Genomic DNA, 19,526 nt, shown 5'->3' with positions numbered 1-19,526 from the left:
CAAATGGACTAATTTTAACATATTAAATCAAACCAATTTTTTAAGTAACTATGAAAAGAATCGCAGGCACTTTTTGTACGGCCCTTCTGGCGGGAGCATTAACCTTAGGGGCATATAAAATATTCTTCGAAAAACCGAATTACACCATAGTCTCAGAAAACGAGGGGCAATCTGTTTTCAATACAAGTTACACCCCTGCATCTGCCAAGGGCGCAGGTATTAATGAAGTAGATTTTACAGTAGCGGCAGAAATGACCGTGAATGCGGTAGTTCACGTAAAAAATGTCACCATCAATCGTAATCGAGGCAGCTACTTAGATTTTTTTTATGGGCACGGTAGCAGTGCTAAACCACAAGTGGGTACCGGGTCGGGAGTCATTATTTCACAAGATGGCTATATTGTGACCAATAACCATGTGATCGACAATGCAAGCCATCTTCAGGTAATGCTCAACAATAATAAGGTTTATGATGCCGAGCTTATAGGTGCCGATCCCAATTCAGATATTGCCTTAATAAAAATTAATGCGGATAGTAAACTACCTTACTTAGCTTTTGGTGACTCCGATAACACAAAAATAGGCGAATGGGTATTGGCTGTCGGAAATCCGTTTAGCTTAACTTCCACGGTTACCGCTGGTATCGTGAGTGCTAAAGCTAGAAATCTAGGTAAGGTCGACCAGTCTTTTATTCAAACGGATGCCGCCGTAAACCCAGGCAATAGTGGCGGTGCCTTGGTAAACACCAACGGAGATTTAATAGGTATCAATACCGCGATTACTTCTCAAACCGGATCTTATGTAGGCTATTCATTTGCAGTGCCAAGCAATATCGCAAAAAAAGTGGTCGATGACATATTGGAGTATGGTAACGTTCAAAAAGGAATTTTAGGAATAGACATCGCTATGGCCAATACCCCTTATGCCGTTCAAAAAGGTATCAATGAGATTGAGGGAGTATATATTTCAGGCATTGAAGAAGATACCGGTGCAGAGGAAGCCGATTTAAGAGAGGGGGACATTATCAAAGAAATTGATGATATAAAAATCAGAAGGCATGCTGACCTAACCGGATATCTGTCGTCAAAAAGGCCTGAAGACACGGTTCAAGTGACCATAAATAGAAACGACGAAACTTTCACCGTACCTGTCGTACTTAAAAAGCGACAAGTGATTACCGTACCCCATATGGGCTTGGATATCAAAAACCTCTCTAAGGAGGATATGAAAAAATTCAGGACGAAAAAAGGGGTCAAGATTGTAGGCGTACCAGAAATGTACCGAGGCTATGGACTTGACGGAAAAGTACTTCTGTCATTAGATGATGAAGAAATCAATGATATTGAAGAGGCTAAAGTTTTATTCGGTCAAATATCTAGAAGAGGCCGAACGATTATCACCATGATCAATGATAAAGGAGAACGTGAACGACTTATATTTCAATAGAGAGAATAGTGCCCCTGTTCTGGGCATTTTTTTTACATTGAAATCTGGCAAATTACCGAATAGTAATTGTTTCATTTTTTTCTAATTATGAAATCTAGACACCTCGTTTTCACCGTATGTAAATAAATATTGTGATTGAACCAGTGGTTTGAAAAGCAGCTAATCAGCAAAAATTTTTCTTAATTGATAATATTCAATTACTTTAGCTCCCTCTAATTGATTAACTCCAAAGAATTACTTGAAAATATGAAAGGTATTAAACTACTGTTACTTTTAACGGCCTTATTTACTTTCAACCTACAATTTGCCCAAGAAGAGGAAGAAGAACTGTCGTTGGACGAAGGACCTATTACCAGTCAATTCGATTTTATCTACAAGAAATCAGGTAATTATCGTGCTGACGGTAAGAGATATGAGGTAGTTCGAACCATATCTCTTGACAAACTCAGACAGAATGTCTTAGATACGCTTAGCGGATATAATATAAGAGCGTCAGAATTGAAGGCCACTATATCGGGCCATGAGTCTACCATCTCTTCTTTGAACAAAAAACTAGAGGAAACGACCAATAACCTTGTTTCAGTGACCGAAGAAAAAGATAGTATGTCGTTTTTGGGCATTATGGTCTCAAAAAGCACATATAATGGTATACTGTGGACGGTAATCGGATGTCTTTTGGCCTTTTTACTTTTCTTTATTTACAAGTTTAGAAACAGCAACATACTTACGCAAGAGGCCAAGACCAATCTTTCGGAGTTAGAGACAGAATATGAAGATCATAGGCGGCGTGCTCTAGAAAGAGAGCAGAAAATCAGTAGGCAACTACAAGACGAGATAAATAGATATAAGAAGCAAAAATAAGAAAAAGCTCCTCTAAGGAGCTTTTTTGCTATTTACACTACACCGACAAATGTTAGATATTATCAGGGCAGAAAGGGAACATCTTAAGGATGTTGTTCCACTTTTCGATTCTTACCGTGTTTTCTATGGTCAAAAATCAAATGAAGAAGCAGCCTTAGAGTTTATTACCGATCGTTTCTTGAACGATGAATCTATTATACTCATGGCTTACATTGAAAAACAGGCGGTAGGCTTTGTTCAGTTGTATACCACATTTTCTTCAGTTTCGATGCAATCTTCATATATTCTGAACGATTTATATGTAAGTAAAAATCACAGAAAGAGGGGTGTTGGAGAAGCTCTTTTGGAGAAAGCCAAAGAACTTTGCCATGAAAATGGTTTTAAGGGCTTGGCTCTAGAGACCGCAAAAGACAACCCAGCCCAAAGCCTTTATGAAAAACTAGGCTGGGAAAAAGATTCGGACTACTTTCATTACTTTTGGAAGTCAGTTTAGCTTCTAAACAAAAGTGTACTGCCATGCGAATTGATATCATAACTGTCTTGCCCGAGTTGTTAGAGAGTCCGTTCAACGCCTCTATCTTAAAAAGAGCCATTGACAAGGGCCTTGTAGAGGTTCATATGCATAACCTTCGTGACTATACCGACAAGTCTTACAACCAAGTAGATGACTACCAATATGGCGGCGGCGCAGGTATGGTACTTATGATAGAACCCATCGACAGATGTATTTCGGCGCTGAAAAATGAGCGTGATTATGATGAAATCATTTACATGACACCCGATGGCAAAACGCTTGACCAAAGAATGGCCAATAGCCTATCGCTAATGAAAAATGTAATGGTACTGTGCGGACATTATAAGGGAGTCGACCAAAGGGTACGTGACCGTTTTATCACCAAAGAGATTTCAATAGGTGATTACGTATTATCTGGTGGTGAGCTTGGTGCCGCCGTACTTTGCGACTCTATCATCAGGTTAATACCAGGGGTGTTGAACAATGAAACCAGTGCACTTACCGACACCTTTCAAGATAATCTTTTGGCCCCGCCGGTATATACAAGACCTGCCGATTATAAGGGAATGAAAGTGCCAGACGTTCTATTAAAAGGAGACTTTCCTAAAATTGAAAAATGGCGTGAAGATCAGGCCCAGGCAAGAACTGAAAAATTACGGCCTGATTTATTGGAATGATTGCTCAAAAAACTACGGAAATTACTTGCAGTTTACATATTATAAACTAATTTTGCATCCTGTTAAATCAACCTCTGACGAAAATCGTGAATGTTGTTTTAAGATTATCTATAAATATATAACATGGAAGCATTATTAAAATTCGTACAAGACGAATTTGTTGCAAAAAAAGAATTTCCTGAATTTTCTTCAGGCGATACTATTACCGTTTACTACGAAATTAAGGAAGGTGAAAAAACACGTACTCAGTTTTTTAGAGGCGTAGTTATTCAGAGAAGAGGTTCTGGAGCAACCGAAACCTTTACCATTCGTAAAATGTCAGGTACGGTTGGTGTAGAGCGTATCTTCCCCATTAATATGCCGGCACTACAAAAAATTGAAATCAATAAAAAAGGTAAAGTACGTAGAGCTCGTATCTTCTACTTTAGAGGCCTTACAGGTAAAAAAGCACGTATCAAAGAGGTGCGTTCTTAAGGTTTACCTAGCTAAAAATATAAATCCTGTATTGATGAACTTCAATACGGGATTTTTGGTTATAAACAATTGTTAATATCGAATGTTTATAACCTGTTGATTTTAAATATGTTAAAAATTGATTTTATAACAATTTATTTTTTAAATTAGTATCACGGTTAAAGTAAAAACCTGTCGATGGTGGATATGGAAACCGTTATGAAGTCAACGTTCTTTGTATTATTGTTTTAGTCAGGTTTTTAGTTTGAAGTAATTCAAATTAATAACATATTGACGAGCATAAAACCATGACTGTCGTCCTTTGGGAAAATTTATGTGAATGCATCTACGGTTTATAAAAGTACTGTACTTATATAAGCGTACAAGATCATTGAAATAATAAGAAAGAAAAATACTTTTGTTGCTTGGTGGAATGCTGAAGAACAGAGTTTTTTTCAAACGTGGAAATAGTGATGCGAACGCAATCAATGGTTGCCGACCTACGAAGATAGGTGCGAAAGTTTGACAACTATTTCTAAAAATCCATATCAATGTATTTATACAATGATATGGATTTTGTTTTTTAGTATCGCTTTGAACAGCGAATCAGCGAATTTTTGTTCAGACTTCTTAGAATCGAACTACCCTTTCGAACCTAGCATAAAATTACCATATATTGCTGTTCAAACCTTATACTTAAAGGCGTTGATGTTTTGAGCTTAAACAAAACATAAAATTGTATATTTGCTCCGCTTTAAATTAAACTCCATCAATTCATGTCGAAGATTTTTTATACTAAAACCGACGAGGCCCCAGCTTTGGCGACGCAATCATTTTTGCCCATTGTAAAGGCTTTTTCTAAAACTGCAGACCTTACCATTGAAACTAAAGATATTTCTTTGGCCGGTAGAATTATTGCCACATTTCCTGATTTTCTTGAAGTAGACCAAAGAATTTCAAACGATTTAGAAGAATTGGGCAATCTAGCTAAAATGCCAGAGGCAAATATTATTAAACTTCCAAATATTAGTGCTTCAATTCCACAGTTAAAGGAAGCGATTACTGAATTGCAGGGCAAGGGTTATGCCCTACCCGACTACCCCGACAGTCCTGAAAATCAAAAAGAAGAAGAAATCAAGTCTCGATATGACAAAATAAAAGGTAGTGCCGTAAATCCGGTTTTACGTGAAGGTAATTCTGATAGACGGGCTCCTCGGGCCGTCAAGAATTATGCAAAACAAAATCCGCATTCTATGGGAGCTTGGGCCAGCGATAGCAAAACCCATGTTTCAACTATGAATCAAGGCGACTTTAAAAGCAATGAAAAGTCTTTAACCGTCAACGATGCATCGAAAGTTAAAATCGAATTGGTTCAAAAAGACGGTTCTTCAAAAGTATTGAAGGAAAGTGTTGCTTTATTGGATGGTGAAATCATTGATGCTACCGTAATGAAAAAAGCGGCTTTAACCTCGTTTCTTAAAGAACAGGTAAAGGATGCCAAAGACAAAGGAGTGCTCTTTTCACTACATATGAAAGCAACCATGATGAAGGTCTCAGATCCCATCATCTTTGGTCATGCCGTTGAAGCCTATTTTGAAGATGTATTCAAAAAACACCAAGCAACTTTTGATTCCATAGGAATAAGTGCAAACGACGGTTTAGAAAACTTGTTTGCCAAGCTTGAAAAACTTCCTGCTGACCAGAAACAAGAAATTGAAAACGATATAAAGCAAACTATCGATAACGGTCCTGATCTGGCCATGGTAAATTCCGATAAAGGTATTACCAATTTACATGTGCCCAGTGACATTATTATCGATGCCTCTATGCCGGCAATGATCCGTAACTCAGGTCAGATGTGGAATGCCGAAGGCAAACCTCAAGATACCAAGGCCATTATACCCGATAGCAGCTATGCCGATATTTATACGGCGACTATTGAGTTTTGCAAAGAAAACGGAGCTTTTGACCCGACCACAATGGGTACTGTACCCAATGTTGGTTTAATGGCCCAAAAGGCAGAAGAATATGGCTCACATGACAAAACTTTTGAAATCGGTGCTTCGGGTACGGTAAAAGTTACCGATTTAAACTCCGATGAAGTTCTTATTGAGCACGAAGTAGAACAAGGTGATATCTGGAGAATGTGCCAAGTTAAAGACGCACCTATTCAAGACTGGGTAAAACTAGCCGTATCGCGCGCAAAAGCGACCCAGGTACCGGCCGTTTTCTGGCTTGATGAAAATCGCGCGCATGATGCCGAATTAATAAAAAAGGTAAATACATATCTTAAAGACCACGATACCGAAGGTTTAGAGATAAAGATTTTGTCTCCGAAAAAAGCCACAGAATACACGCTTAAAAGAATGAAAGCAGGCGAGGATACAATTTCGGTTTCAGGTAATGTTTTACGTGATTATTTGACCGACCTCTTCCCTATTCTAGAAGTAGGCACCAGTGCAAAGATGCTTTCTATCGTTCCGCTAATGAACGGTGGTGGTCTTTTCGAGACCGGTGCCGGTGGTTCTGCTCCTAAACATGTTGAACAATTTTTGGAAGAAGGTCATTTAAGATGGGATTCTTTAGGCGAATTCTTGGCCTTAGGTGTTTCTTTAGACTTTTACGGTGAGAAGAACGATAACCCAAAAGCACGAGTTCTAGGGGATGCTCTAGATAGTGCAACGGAGAAATTTCTAATCAACGATAAATCTCCTTCACGAAAAGTAATGGAACTCGATACTAGGGGCAGCCATTTTTACCTGGCACTTTATTGGGCCGAAGCATTGGCCACCCAAGACAAGAATGATGAATTGAAATCGACTTTTACTAAGGTTTATCAAGAACTGAGCGAGAATGAGAGCAAGATTGCTCAAGAGCTTATTGACAGCCAAGGCAGCACGAAAGATGTTGGCGGCTATTATTTACCCGATTTAGAAAAGGTAGCAAAGGCCATGAGGCCAAGTGCAACGCTCAATTCCATATTAGATACGATTTAAAATAGCTAGATAATACATATAAATGGCCCTCTATTGTATAAAATAGAGGGCTATTTTTTTAAATTATTGTTAAGTGTTTTCCTGTTGATCAATTCTAGCTACTTTTATAAAAATTATCTCAATGGCCCGATTTTTAAAGGTTTTTCTTGCCTTTTTATTTATTTCTCAAATTAGCTTTGCACAACAGCGTTTTACCTTAAGCGGCACAGTAACGGAAGCCTCAAGTAACGAGACCTTGATAGGTGTTACCATTGCCTTTCCCGAGTTAAAAACAGGCGTCACTACAAACGAATATGGGTTTTACTCCATAACCCTTCCCGAAGGTGAATACCGTCTTCAGGTCAGCTATTTAGGGTTTCAAGATGTCGTTCAAGATGTTTCTCTTAGTGAAAGCATGAAAATGAACTTTCAAATGGAGGAATCCGCAGAACTTTTACAAGAGGTTATAGTCACCGAAGATGTGGAGAAAATGGATATTCGAAAACCACAGATGAGTGTAAATGCAATGTCTGCTGAAACGATCAAGAAAATTCCCGTAATACTGGGGGAAGCAGATGTAATAAAGTCCATCTTACTTCTTCCAGGTGTTACCAATGCTGGGGAAGGTGCTTCAGGATTTAATGTTCGAGGCGGCGCTGTCGACCAAAATCTTATCTTATTGGACGAAGCTACCATTTTCAATTCTTCCCACCTCTTCGGTTTTTTCTCGGTTTTTAATCCTGATGCCATAAAAGATTTAAAATTATACAAAGGCGGTATACCTGCTCGCTATGGCGGTCGGGTTTCATCTGTTCTCGATATTTTTCAAAAAGAAGGTAATAGTAAAGAATTTAAGGTGAACGGTGGCATAGGTGCCGTTGCTAGCCGTTTGTTGGTAGAAGGCCCTATAAAAAAAAATAAAGCCGCTTTTTTAATAGGCGGTCGAGCATCATATGCCCACCTCTTCTTGCCATTGTTCGATATCGATAATACAGCTTACTTTTATGATTTAAATACCAAGCTCAACTATAATATCAACGATAAAAACAGCATCTACTTGTCAGGGTATTTTGGCCGTGATGTCTTCGGCATCAGTGAAAGCTTTGTCAACACTTATGGTAATGCTGTCGGAAATTTTAGATGGAATCATCTTTTTTCCGATAAGTTATTCTCCAATTTGTCTCTGATCTATTCCGATTACTACTACGGACTAAAGCTTGATTTTGTCGGCTTTAACTGGAATTCAGGCATACAGAACTTCAACGTTAAGTACGATTTAAAACATTATGTTAGCGATAAACTACAGGTCAATTATGGCATTAATGATATTTATTATCGATTTAACCCCGGCGAAATAGAACCTAGCAACTCAAACTCAGGAATTATCGAAGAACGCCTGACCCAAAAATATGCGAATGAATTTGCCGCTTATGTTGACATCGAACATGATATTACCGAAAAGCTTAGTCTTAATTACGGGCTAAGGTTCAGTAATTTCATACGCCTTGGTCAGAGTGAGTTAAATGTCTATGAAAACGACAACCCTGTAGATTTTGACCCAGATTTGTTGATATATAAAGCGGCTGATCCTATTGACGTAACCAGTATAAAAAAGAGTTCTAGCCTATCGACTTTCAATAATTTTGAGCCAAGAATCTCCTTGGCCTATACGATAAACGACCAAAGCTCTTTTAAAGCTAGTTATACCCGTTTGGCCCAGTATCTACATCTTTTATCAAATACTAGCTCTCCCACACCACTGGATGTGTGGACACCTAGCGGACCATTTACAAAACCACAGCTATTGGACCAATACGCTATGGGCTACTTTAAAAATATCGGCAGCGGTGAATATTCAGTAGAAACTGAAATTTTTTATAAGGATATTCAGAACCGGATCGACTATATCGATGGGGCCAATCTTATTGCCAACAATGCCATAGAATCAGTAATTTTAAATGGTGAAGCGCGAGCTTATGGTCTTGAATTATTACTTAGAAAAAATGAAGGAAGATTTCAAGGGTGGTTGGCCTATACCCTATCAAAATCTGAACAGCGAACCCCGGGAAGAACTTCAACGGCCAGCAACGGAATATCGGCCAATGAAATAGGAATAAATTTTGGCGAATGGTACAATACACCTTACGACAAAACCCATGATGTCTCCCTCTACGGCAGTTACGAATTGAATTCAAAATGGACTTTCAATTCCAATTTTATATTTCAGACAGGGCAGCCCACCAATTACCCTGTAGGGCGATTTAATTTTCAAGACCTATCGGTACCTTATTACGGTTTGAGAAACTCGGAACGTCTACCGACCTATCACCGTTTAGACCTTTCAGCAACCCTAACACCTAAGAAAAATACAGAGAAAAAATGGCAAGGGGAATGGGTGTTCAGTATTTACAATGCTTATAACCGCAGAAATGCAGCATCTATCAATTTTAGGCGAAATACAGATACGCGTGAAAATGAAGCCGTTCGCACTTCTATTTTCGGCATTGTACCCGCTGTAACCTATAATTTTAAATTCTAAGACTATGAAAAAGTACTTTCTATACTTCATCATATTTGTTCTTTTTGTAGGCTGTGAAGATGTTATTGATATTGACACACCATCGGAAGAACCAAGGTTATTTGTAGATGGATTGATTCGTGTAGACGAAAATATGACAACCACTAACATATCTATAGAACTGGGGTTGACGAACGCTTTTTTCGAGTCGACCGATGCTGCTTCGGGTAGTGAAGTGGTAATACGAAATGAATCTTATGTAGGTACCGACTCTTCTGACGAAAACTTCATTGTTTTAAATGAAACTTTTCCGGGCATTTATGAGGCAACAAAAAATACCGATTTCTTTACGAGTGGTGAATTACAATTACTGATCAACCATGAAGATCAAGTGTATTTGGCAACAACAACCTACGTACCGGCGGTCGAAATTGACAAGTTAGAACAAGGCGAAGGCAGTCTTTTTTCGGGAGATGAGACAGAAATTTTGGTTGCCTTTACCGATGATGGAAATCGTGATGACTTTTATCTTTTTGATTTTGACTTTAACGAGTATCTCGTCACTGAAGATGAGTTCTATCAAGGACAAACTTTTGAATTCTCTTATTTCTACGATGAGGGTGTGCAAGCTGGTCGGGAAATCAGAATAAGTCTAATTGGGGTCGACGAGACTTTTTTTAATTATATGAATCAAACCATTGTACAAGCCGGCGGTGATCAAGGTCCGTTTCAAACGCCTTCGGCTACGGTTAGAGGGAACATTATAAATGTTACGAACGGGGAAAATACAGATGCTAGAAACGATTTTGCCCTTGGATATTTTGCCGTATGCCAAACCTTTAACAAATCGATTGTTATTGAATAGCGAAAACATAAAGTACATTAAGAACCGATGAGAACCGATAAAGACTTACTTGTAAAGGGAATAAAATTTTTGGCCTATACCATAGCCTTAATGTTTATGGCACCTTTCGTAATTTATCAAGCATTCAAAAATCAAGAAAACGTACTATATTGGCCGGTCTTGGTACTTGGCTTGATTTTAGGAGTCGGCGCCATTGCCATGGGCTTCTATAGTATTAAAGTTATTCTAGACTCTTTGTTCGGTTCAAAAAAGGGAAAATAATACTAGTCAATCCCGCTTGCCCTGTAACGTCCATTTATTGCTGAGTTGAGCGTAATCGTAATCCAATACCGATTCTTGTCTTTCTAAGCGATATGAAGCAAAAGCTCGTTGAAGAATATCCTCTATCAAATAATCTTCATGAACTTGGTCAGGGTGAAATTCCTCTTTTAAGCTAATACTGAACATACTTGCCGTTGTATTGTACCAAAAGGCCCGCCAACCACTGCGAAGCTCTTTGACCAGGTCAAAACTGGTTTCACCGGTCTGTCTATAAATAAGCTTTACAAGAATCTGTCCCTCGGTTCGGGTAAGTTTCTTCAGTTCTTCCGAAAATTCTTCTTCAATAAACTTCTGTACCTTTTTTGTATACTTCTTTTGGTGCCTTTTCTTCTTTATCGTAGCAATACTATCGTTTAGCTCTACCAACCGTTCCGCAGCCAATTTGGCATATGGGTAGACCTTTATGGTCTTTCTTCTGAGAATATAATAACGTAATTTTTCTTTGTACGAGCCAAACTTAAGTTTTCCGAATAGATAGACTTCATCAAGGTCTATCGAACTTTTGAATATAGAATCACCTTCAACTATAATCATCTTTTCAGCAACCGAATCCAAAGGCTGTTCTTCTACTTGAGAGAAGCCCAAAGCACAAAAAATAAAGAATAAGAAGAAATTAACGGTTTTTTTCATGGCGGATTTAAATGCAAAAGCCTTGCCAAAATTAACGATAATTACGGCGGGTTATTATTAATTAAAAGTGAATATCGCTAAGTTTGTAGCTAAATCAATTTTAAATGGCTAACAAGAAAATTATCACAAAAAAATCTCTTGAGTTTTTTGAAAAATACTTGAATAACGCCTCCCCAACTGGTTATGAATGGGAAGGTCAGAAAATATGGATGGACTATCTAAAACCGTACGTTGATACCTTTATTACCGACACTTACGGATCTGCGGTCGGGGTAATAAATCCTGATGCCAAGTATAAAGTGGTCATTGAAGGGCATTCCGATGAAATTTCTTGGTATGTGAACTACATTACCGATAACGGCTTGCTCTATGTGATTCGCAACGGAGGTAGCGACCACCAGATTGCCCCTTCTAAATGGGTGAACATACACACCAAAAACGGAATGGTCAAAGGCATATTCGGCTGGCCGGCTATTCACACTCGAGATAAATCGAAAGAAGAAGCACCGAAATTAGATAATATTTTCATCGATATAGGGGCTAAAGATAAAGAGGAAGTTGAAAAAATGGGGGTTCACGTAGGTTGTGTAATCACTTACCCTGATGAATTTCAAGTACTGAACGAAGATAAATATGTCTGCAGGGCAATCGACAACCGTGCAGGTGGTTTCATGGTTGCGGAGGTTGCGCGACTTTTACATGAAAACAAGAAAAAACTTCCGTTTGGGCTATATATCACCAATGCCGTACAAGAAGAAATCGGTCTTCGCGGTGCTGAGATGATTACCCAGACGATCAAGCCCAATGTCGCCATCATAACCGATGTCTGCCATGATACGACCACGCCGATGATCGATAAGAAAACCCAAGGTCATACCGAAATTGGTTCTGGCCCCGTTATTTCTTATGCGCCTGCGGTACAGAATAAATTGCGTGAACGAATAATTGAAACAGCAGAAGGTAAAAAAATACCTTTTCAGCGTATGGCGGCCTCTAGGGCTACCGGTACCGATACAGATGCTTTTGCCTATAGTAATGGCGGTGTAGCTTCGGCATTGATTTCATTACCTCTCAGGTACATGCATACCACGGTTGAAACCGTTCACCGTGATGATGTGGAAAATGTAATTCGGTTGATTTATGAGACCTTGTTGAACATTAAAGAAGGGGAAACCTTCAGCTATTTTGACTAGAACTTACAAATCCTTCCATCACCGGGAGGATTTTTTTATTTTATTCTATGGATGAATTAATTGATATTTTGGATGCTTCGGGAAACAAGACCGGAAAAACTGCAATGAAGTCTGAAGCCCATAAAAATGGATGGTACCACGAATCGGTTCATATTTGGTTTTATACGAAAAGTGGTCAAATTCTTATTCAGCAACGTGCTAAAAACAAAGACACCCACCCCCTACTTTGGGATGTTTCAGTGGCCGGTCATATTGGTGCTGGAGAACGTATCGAGATTTCTGCGGTGCGGGAAGTACAAGAAGAAATCGGATTGAAAATTTCAGAACAGAACCTTGAAAAAATCGGGTTTTTTAAGTCTTTTCATCAGCATTCGGAAATTTTAATCGACCGAGAATTCAATCATGTTTATCTATGCGAACTAACTTCTCCGATAAGCGAATTGGAAAAACAGGAAAGCGAGGTACACGATTTAAAAATGATTCCGTTGATCACTTTTGCGCAAGAGACCTGGGGAATGGCCCATCCGCAAAAATACGTTCCACATGATATGGCATACTACAAGACCGTTACTACAGAAATTAAAAAACGATTATAAGGTTATGATGAACTTTTCGGGATTGGCTAGCGAATAGGTAGCCTGTTCCCCACTCTCCATATTTTTGACCAAAAATTGATTTTCTTCAAGCTCTTTAGATCCCATGGAAATTACATAAGGCACGTTGCGATTATTGGCGTATCTGAATTGCTTTTGAATTTTGGCACTCGAAGGGTAAATATCGGCCTTTACGCCAGACTTTCTAAGTTGGCCCACCAACTTCAATGCAGCCAAGGCTTCCCGTTCACCAAAATTGAGACACAAAACCTCTAAAGACCTATCGATAGCTTCCGGGAAAAGTTCAAGCTCTTTTAATACCAAATAAATACGATCCAGCCCAAATGAAATACCGACACCGCTAACATCTTTTAAACCGAAAATTCCGGTAAGGTCATCATAGCGACCGCCTCCGCCGATAGATCCCATTTTCACACCGCTAGGTGCAGCAACCTCAAAAATAGCACCTGTATAATAGTTGAGTCCACGAGCTAGGGTAACATCTATTGCTAGTTGTGCCGATTGAAGCCCTAAGTTTTCAATATTCTCAACGATAAATTTTAATTCTTCTACACCTTTAGTGCCTATTTCGGAATCTGCCAAAAGAGTTTGGAGTGCTTCCAGCTGTTCTAAATTGCTTCCTGAGAGCGAAAATAATGGCTCTACCTTAGCAATCGCTTCAGCGGTAAGGCCTCTTTCCGACATCTCTTTTTTGACTCCGTCCTCACCAATTTTATCCAATTTATCCAAGGCTACCGTAAAATCGATCAAGAGGTCTTGAGCCCCGATAACTTCCGCTATACCTGAAAGAATCTTGCGGTTGTTCATTTTAATGGTGACACTCTCCAACTTCAACTCGGTAAAAACGGCATCATATAACTGTACCAGTTCTATTTCTTGAAGTAAAGAGTTAGAGCCGACTACATCGGCATCACACTGGTAAAACTCACGAAAACGCCCTTTCTGAGGCCTATCGGCACGCCATACGGGTTGAATCTGATAGCGTTTAAAAGGGAAGTCGATTTCATTTTGATGCATGACGACATAGCGCGCAAAGGGCACCGTTAAATCGTAGCGTAGGGCTTTTTCTGAGATTTTAGGAGTAATACTTCCTGAGTCTTTAGCAGAGTAAGTAGCCTCATCTACCTTTTTCAAATAATCACCAGAATTTAAAATTTTGAAAATTAAGCGATCACCTTCATCCCCATACTTACCCATAAGGGTCTCGGAATTTTCAAAGGACGGCGTCTCGATAGGCTGGAAACCAAATGTTTCGAAGTGCTTTTTTACTACATTAAAAATATAATTACGCTTGGTAACTTCAGAAGGGGTAAAATCTCGGGTTCCTTTAGGTATACTTGGTTTTTGGGCCATGAAAAAGTTAGTTGAATGGAAATACCTTTAAATCGATTCGAAGATCAATACCGGTACGTGAAGTAAATAATCGGGCAAATATCGATTTAATTAATGATTTTGTCAAACCATTGGAACAATTCACCTTTGGTAATGACAGCCCCTTGTTGTATCAATTGAAACTTGTCGAGATTTTTATCTTCTGAATATGCTTTTGATGCCGTAAGATATTCGACAAAATCAGATTGCCAATTTTTTTTGAACCAAGAGAAACCTATCTCGGTTTTTAAATCGATTTCTGGGTTCATTACCTTTACCGACACCAACTTCATTTCTTTATCGGTCAAATGGAAAAGGTGCATTTGCTTTTCAGAAATGTTCTCTAAATAAGAGACTTTTCCCAGAACGCCCTCCCAGACCAAATCGCTGAATACATCGATTTCATCTTCGGCAACCTCGGGTTTGTTGGTCTTTATATCTTGCCATTCATCAGCTGTAATTGACTGGGTTGCCAAAAAGTTGATAAACTCTGGATGCAACTCTTCAAGTTGCTGTTTTGTAAGCCTTGAATATTTCATTTTGCAAAAATAAAAAGGGCATACGAAACGTATGCCCTTTTCTAAGAATTTTATCGGTTATTAGAAAATATATCTAAGACCAAATTGCATTTGCCATCTAGAAAATAAACTTGAGTCGTATACAAAGGTCTCGGTCAGTTGATCATTAAAGGTGTAAGTAGGTACGTTGTTGTCATCTACCGTAACGGATAAGGGGTTCAGACTGTTCGGTTGCTGAATTACACCCCAATCGCTATTTAACAAGTTTCCAAAATTAAGAATGTCAATACTGAATTGAACAGTATGTGTTTTATCAGCAGACACATTAAAACGGTAATCTTGCAAGAATTTGACATCCCACTTTCCTCTCCATGGTGCAAGCGCACCATATCTATCAAAGTATTGCCCTCTGTTATCACTCATATAATCATCTTGCTGAATAAACTGCTCGAAAGCTTCTGCTTGACCAGCACCAGAAAACTGCATCTGTGAAACTTCAGCAGCTGTAGGAATGTACAGTAGGTCATTGTTTTGAAACGAACTATCATTATTGATGTTACCTGCATATGTATAATTGAACCTGCCACCTTGGGCATACTCAAAGAAAGTCGAAATCGTAGTAGACCATTCATTGTTTCCACCATAATTAAACTGCTTCGCTGCAGCACCGATTACCCTATGGGTATCGCCATATTTTGAATACGATAAAATATCTTGGTTGGCATCGCCTAAATTAGGGTTGAAATCAAACGCATCACCGGTAATCTCAGCCTCAATAGAGTTCACATCTTGCGCGTTCAAGTAGTTATAGGCCACACTGGCATAAAGACCATTATCAAAAGTCTTCTGGGCTTTTAAAGATGCGTTCCAGATTCTTCCCTTATCGGAATTTGTAAATACATAAGCGTTGGTTGCTCCTCCAAACTCGTTCAATGACCTATCACCTGGTTGGTATACAGGTCTGTTATCTACACCTTGTAAAGAACCTGAAGGACTATTTAAGCCCCAGTTTTGAACATGTGCACCATTGAAATCTTTAGTGTACGATACATCTGCCGTTAAAATAATTCCGTTTTCAAATCTATGATCTGCACCTATATTGGTACGCCATACTTGCGGCCATTTAAAATCTGGATCAACAATCTGATAGAAGAAAAAGTCTACTGCCTGCACTTGATTACCTAACCATACAAATGGAAATCGGCCCGTAAAGATTCCGGTACCGCCACGTACTTGAGTAGTGTTCTCACCTTTTACGTCCCAATTGAAGCCGAGTCGAGGGGATATAAGAAAATCATTATTCGGCAAGGTAGTAGAGTCAAGATTAGTCGATTCTCCTGTTTCAGGATCAAAGTATTCAATACCTGGCTGATACGTACCATCAGGAAAAGCCCCTCCCTTACGTTCAATATTTTCTCTTATCTTATCTTCTGTGTCAAAATAAAGTGGTTTGTCGAAACGAATGCCATAAGTGATTTTAAATTCTTCATTAATATTCCAGTCATCTTGAATATAAAGTCCTAATTGACCTACATTGGTTTCGGCCAGAGCCCACCCCCCTGGAGTACCATCGGCAGATTGGTTGTTATTGGCGAAAGTTGCTTCAGCACCCTGAATTAGATTATCGATAAGCCCCCCGGGTTGAGCATTGGCCAAAAATTCGTCGACGTCAGCAAAGTTTCTATCGAAATCGCCTCCCAAAGGAAAACCAAAAGTACCTCCATAAACACCAAGATTAAAAGAGTTGTCGAACTGAAATTTTTCGAAAGCGACACCTGCCGTTAAGGTGTGATTGCCTATGAAATAGTTAAAGTTATTCGTTACCTGAAAAACTTTTTGGTCCAGTTTATTATTAATCGAAAAAGGCTCATGACCCGCGACAATATAGTTACTCAAATCTCCTCCTTGAATAATAATACTCGGTGCTGGAGATGAAAAAGGAGTTCTAAAATCATCGAAGTGTGAATAACCTACTTGCAGTTTGTTGGTAGCATTTGTGCCAAAGGTAGAGTTCAGTTCAACCTGAAACGATTGAAGGTTGTTATTGATTTCATAACCCGAGTTCTCGAACTGTAATATTTGAGCACTTGGCCCTCGAACACCAATTGCCGTAGGGTGAGCAGGCTTTTCTTTAGAGGAATCCAAAAAGTTATAGATTACGGCCAAGCGGTGGTCATCATTGATATTCCAATCGAGCTTCAATATACCTTTAGTAGACTCAGCTCCATATGTAAACCCCTCATATCTACCGGTATCATAGCCTAGCCCGGCTAGAGCAGACTGTACAGCTATCAAATCGCTTTCTAGCACCCTAGACTCATTAATGGCACCCGAACCAGTATTGGGTACCCAACCACTAGTTCCTAAATCATCTCTCCGATCTCTCTCAAAATTGGCAAAGAAAAAAAGTTTATTTTTTACAATTGGTCCTCCAACACTGACCCCGTATTGATTTTGTTTCAGGTCTGGTTTTACCACATCTTCCCCTCTAATCTTACCTCCTGTAAGACTTTCGTTTCTGAAAAAACCATAAACACTACCATGAAACTCATTGGTTCCACTTTTGGTAACTGCATTGACGGTTGCACCTGTAAACCCGGATTGTGTTACGTCGTATGGAGCCAACGATACTTGAATTTGGTCAATAGCATCCAATGAAATAGGTTGTGAACTTGTTTGGCCACCGGGGCCAGGAGCATCTAATCCAAATGGATTACCGAAGAAAGACCCATCTAAAGAAAAGTTATTGTATTGATCGTTCCGACCTCCAAAAGATAGTCCGCCACCACCCGTTGTACCAGAGGCACTTGGTTCTAATCGTGTAAAGTCTTCAGCAGATCTCGATATTGTTGGTAGTTTAGTTAGTTCTCTTCTACCCACACTAGTTTCCGCTCCCGTGCGGTCACTTCCAAAGGTGCCACCCCTATCTGAAATTACAACCACTTCATCAAGAGCTTGACTTTCGGTCTGTAAGGCAATATCTACTGTGAACGTTTTACCTAAAGAAAGGTAAATATCATTGAGTACCTGTTCTTTAAAGCCAACATAAGATATGGTAACTTGATACGGGCCGCCAACTCTCATGTTCAGAATTTTGAAAAGCCCGTCTTCATTGGTAATAGAACCATATTTGGTTCCGGTCGGCAAATGTACGGCCACTGCATTGGCCCCAAGCAAGGGCAGGCTTTGGTCGTCAACGACCGTACCTGACATGTTTGATGTGGTAACCTGCGCCGAGGTTGCGAGGCCTACGAGCATCAAAAATGCAAATAGGTAAATTTTTTTCATAATAACGGTTTTGAGTTAATTTTTTGTAAAACTAATTCAAAAAAAAAGAGCTATGCACGCATAGCTCTCAAAAGTTATTATTGATTATCAACCGATTATTTCTGCTCGGCGACAACTTCAAAATCAAATTGCACATTCACTTCACGATGTAAACGAATGTCAGCAGTATATGGCCCTGCCCTTTTAATGGCACCACCTTTAATGCTAATGAATTTCTTGTCGATTTCATGACCTTCTTTAGCCAATACATCAACTAAATCAGAAGCTGTCACAGATCCGAAAAGCTTATCGCCGGCACCAACTTTAGCTGGTATCTTAACATCTAGCTTAGCCAAACCTTCAGCTGTTTTATTAGCTGCATCAACTACTTTCTTCTCTTTATGAGCTCTTTGTCTTAAGTTCTCTTCAAGAACCTTTTTCGCAGAAGGTGTAGCCATTGTTGCCATACCTCTTGGAATAAGGAAATTTCTACCATAACCGTTTTTCACGGTCACAACATCATCTTTAAAGCCCAAATGCTCTACGTCTTGTCTTAATATAAGTTCCATCTCGCTTTAAATTTATTTTAGTAGATCGCCTACATATGGCATTAAAGCCAAGTGACGTGCTCTTTTTACCGCTTGAGCTACTTTGCGTTGGTACTTCAAAGAAGTTCCGGTAAGTCTTCTTGGTAACAATTTACCTTGTTCGTTAACCAATTTCATCAAGAAATCTGGATCTTTATAATCGATATACTTGATACCTGACTTCTTGAAACGACAATACTTCTTTTTAGTATTAGTTTCAATGTTCAATGGGGTCAAATAACGGATTTCCCCATCCTTTTTACCTTTTGCTTGCTGTTGTAATGTTGCCATAATACTTACGCTTTAGCTTTTAACCTAGTTCTTCTTTTTTCTGCCCACTCGATAGCGTGCTTGTCTAATTTTACGGTCAAAAACCGCATAATGCGCTCGTCTCTTTTGAACTCTTGCTCGTAAGGAGCAACAACTTCACCAGTTGCGGTAAACTCGAACAAGTGGTAAAAACCACTTTTTTTGTGCTGTATGGCATAGGCCAATTTTTTAAGCCCCCAGTTTTCTTTGGAGACCATTTTGGCGCCATTGTTAATTAAGAAATCTTCAAATTTCTTAACTGTTTCCGCTATCTGATCATCAGAAAGCACGGGATTCAAAATGAAAACAGTTTCGTAATGGTTCATAAATGTATATTTTTTAGGAGCGCAAAAGTAAGAATATTTATGACACTTTACAAGAAAACGGAAATTTCTTCGTTATAGATTG

At 39.1% G+C, this 19,526-nt stretch carries 18 protein-coding genes; 11 read left to right on the top strand and 7 right to left on the bottom strand.

Annotated elements, in window-relative coordinates:
• Window positions 1–50: 50 nt before the first annotated feature.
• The 9 genes from IV512_RS01425 (at window position 51) to IV512_RS01385 (ending at window position 10,569) form a co-directional block, all read left to right on the top strand.
• Window positions 51–1,445 (top strand): trypsin-like peptidase domain-containing protein, encoded by a 1,395-nt coding sequence (locus IV512_RS01425; RefSeq protein ID WP_209399937.1) that lies wholly within the window; start codon window positions 51–53, stop codon window positions 1,443–1,445.
• Window positions 1,446–1,691: 246 nt separating this feature from the next.
• Complete coding sequence (locus IV512_RS01420; protein WP_209399935.1) at window positions 1,692–2,306, top strand: tRNA (guanine-N1)-methyltransferase; 615 nt, start codon at window positions 1,692–1,694, stop codon at window positions 2,304–2,306.
• Window positions 2,307–2,355: 49 nt separating this feature from the next.
• Window positions 2,356–2,799: an N-acetyltransferase gene (locus tag IV512_RS01415; protein ID WP_209399933.1), complete on the top strand. Its 444-nt coding sequence runs from the start codon at window positions 2,356–2,358 to the stop codon at window positions 2,797–2,799.
• Between the two features lie 23 nt (window positions 2,800–2,822).
• Window positions 2,823–3,497: a tRNA (guanosine(37)-N1)-methyltransferase TrmD gene (gene trmD / locus IV512_RS01410; RefSeq protein ID WP_209399931.1), complete on the top strand. Its 675-nt coding sequence runs from the start codon at window positions 2,823–2,825 to the stop codon at window positions 3,495–3,497.
• A gap of 123 nt (window positions 3,498–3,620) precedes the next feature.
• Window positions 3,621–3,971, top strand: a complete 351-nt coding sequence (gene rplS, locus IV512_RS01405; RefSeq protein ID WP_209399929.1) for a 50S ribosomal protein L19 — start codon at window positions 3,621–3,623, stop codon at window positions 3,969–3,971.
• A gap of 755 nt (window positions 3,972–4,726) precedes the next feature.
• The gene (locus IV512_RS01400; protein WP_209399927.1) at window positions 4,727–6,946 is read left to right on the top strand and encodes an NADP-dependent isocitrate dehydrogenase; all 2,220 of its coding nucleotides are present in this window, start codon (window positions 4,727–4,729) and stop codon (window positions 6,944–6,946) included.
• Window positions 6,947–7,067: 121 nt separating this feature from the next.
• On the top strand, window positions 7,068–9,464 hold the full coding sequence (locus tag IV512_RS01395) for a TonB-dependent receptor (protein ID WP_209399925.1): 2,397 nt from the start codon (window positions 7,068–7,070) through the stop codon (window positions 9,462–9,464).
• Between the two features lie 4 nt (window positions 9,465–9,468).
• Window positions 9,469–10,308, top strand: a complete 840-nt coding sequence (locus IV512_RS01390; protein ID WP_209399923.1) for a DUF4249 family protein — start codon at window positions 9,469–9,471, stop codon at window positions 10,306–10,308.
• A gap of 27 nt (window positions 10,309–10,335) precedes the next feature.
• The gene (locus IV512_RS01385) at window positions 10,336–10,569 is read left to right on the top strand and encodes a DUF6095 family protein (protein WP_209399921.1); all 234 of its coding nucleotides are present in this window, start codon (window positions 10,336–10,338) and stop codon (window positions 10,567–10,569) included.
• Between the two features lie 6 nt (window positions 10,570–10,575).
• On the opposite strand, the gene IV512_RS01380 is transcribed toward IV512_RS01385, so the two are convergent.
• The gene (locus tag IV512_RS01380) at window positions 10,576–11,259 is read right to left on the bottom strand and encodes a DUF4294 domain-containing protein (protein WP_209399918.1); all 684 of its coding nucleotides are present in this window, start codon (window positions 11,257–11,259) and stop codon (window positions 10,576–10,578) included.
• A 104-nt stretch (window positions 11,260–11,363) separates the two neighbouring features.
• Here IV512_RS01380 and IV512_RS01375 point away from each other — a divergent pair, with 104 nt between their 5' ends.
• Window positions 11,364–12,452 (top strand): M42 family metallopeptidase, encoded by a 1,089-nt coding sequence (locus IV512_RS01375; RefSeq protein ID WP_209399917.1) that lies wholly within the window; start codon window positions 11,364–11,366, stop codon window positions 12,450–12,452.
• A gap of 47 nt (window positions 12,453–12,499) precedes the next feature.
• Window positions 12,500–13,048 carry an NUDIX domain-containing protein gene (locus IV512_RS01370; protein ID WP_209399916.1) on the top strand — a complete coding sequence of 183 codons (549 nt, stop codon included), beginning with the start codon at window positions 12,500–12,502 and terminating at the stop codon, window positions 13,046–13,048.
• Here IV512_RS01370 and hisS read toward each other — a convergent pair.
• The 6 genes from hisS to rpsF form a co-directional block, all read right to left on the bottom strand.
• Window positions 13,043–14,419, bottom strand: coding sequence for a histidine--tRNA ligase (gene hisS, locus IV512_RS01365; protein WP_209399914.1), 1,377 nt, complete (start codon window positions 14,417–14,419; stop codon window positions 13,043–13,045). The genes IV512_RS01370 and hisS overlap by 6 nt on opposite strands.
• Before the next feature lie 86 nt (window positions 14,420–14,505).
• The gene (locus IV512_RS01360; RefSeq protein ID WP_209399912.1) at window positions 14,506–14,976 is read right to left on the bottom strand and encodes a DUF6495 family protein; all 471 of its coding nucleotides are present in this window, start codon (window positions 14,974–14,976) and stop codon (window positions 14,506–14,508) included.
• Window positions 14,977–15,036: 60 nt separating this feature from the next.
• Window positions 15,037–18,243, bottom strand: a complete 3,207-nt coding sequence (locus IV512_RS01355; protein ID WP_209399910.1) for a carboxypeptidase regulatory-like domain-containing protein — start codon at window positions 18,241–18,243, stop codon at window positions 15,037–15,039.
• A 95-nt stretch (window positions 18,244–18,338) separates the two neighbouring features.
• The gene (gene rplI, locus IV512_RS01350) at window positions 18,339–18,791 is read right to left on the bottom strand and encodes a 50S ribosomal protein L9 (RefSeq protein ID WP_100868855.1); all 453 of its coding nucleotides are present in this window, start codon (window positions 18,789–18,791) and stop codon (window positions 18,339–18,341) included.
• Window positions 18,792–18,803: 12 nt separating this feature from the next.
• Window positions 18,804–19,100, bottom strand: coding sequence for a 30S ribosomal protein S18 (gene rpsR / locus IV512_RS01345; protein ID WP_100868856.1), 297 nt, complete (start codon window positions 19,098–19,100; stop codon window positions 18,804–18,806).
• A gap of 5 nt (window positions 19,101–19,105) precedes the next feature.
• Window positions 19,106–19,444, bottom strand: a complete 339-nt coding sequence (gene rpsF / locus IV512_RS01340) for a 30S ribosomal protein S6 (protein ID WP_100868857.1) — start codon at window positions 19,442–19,444, stop codon at window positions 19,106–19,108.
• Window positions 19,445–19,526 lie beyond the last annotated feature (82 nt).

The sequence above is a fragment of the Pseudozobellia sp. WGM2 genome (assembly GCF_017810075.1).
Taxonomy (GTDB): domain Bacteria; phylum Bacteroidota; class Bacteroidia; order Flavobacteriales; family Flavobacteriaceae; genus JADNYK01.
This window is presented reverse-complemented; position numbering and strand designations above follow the sequence as displayed.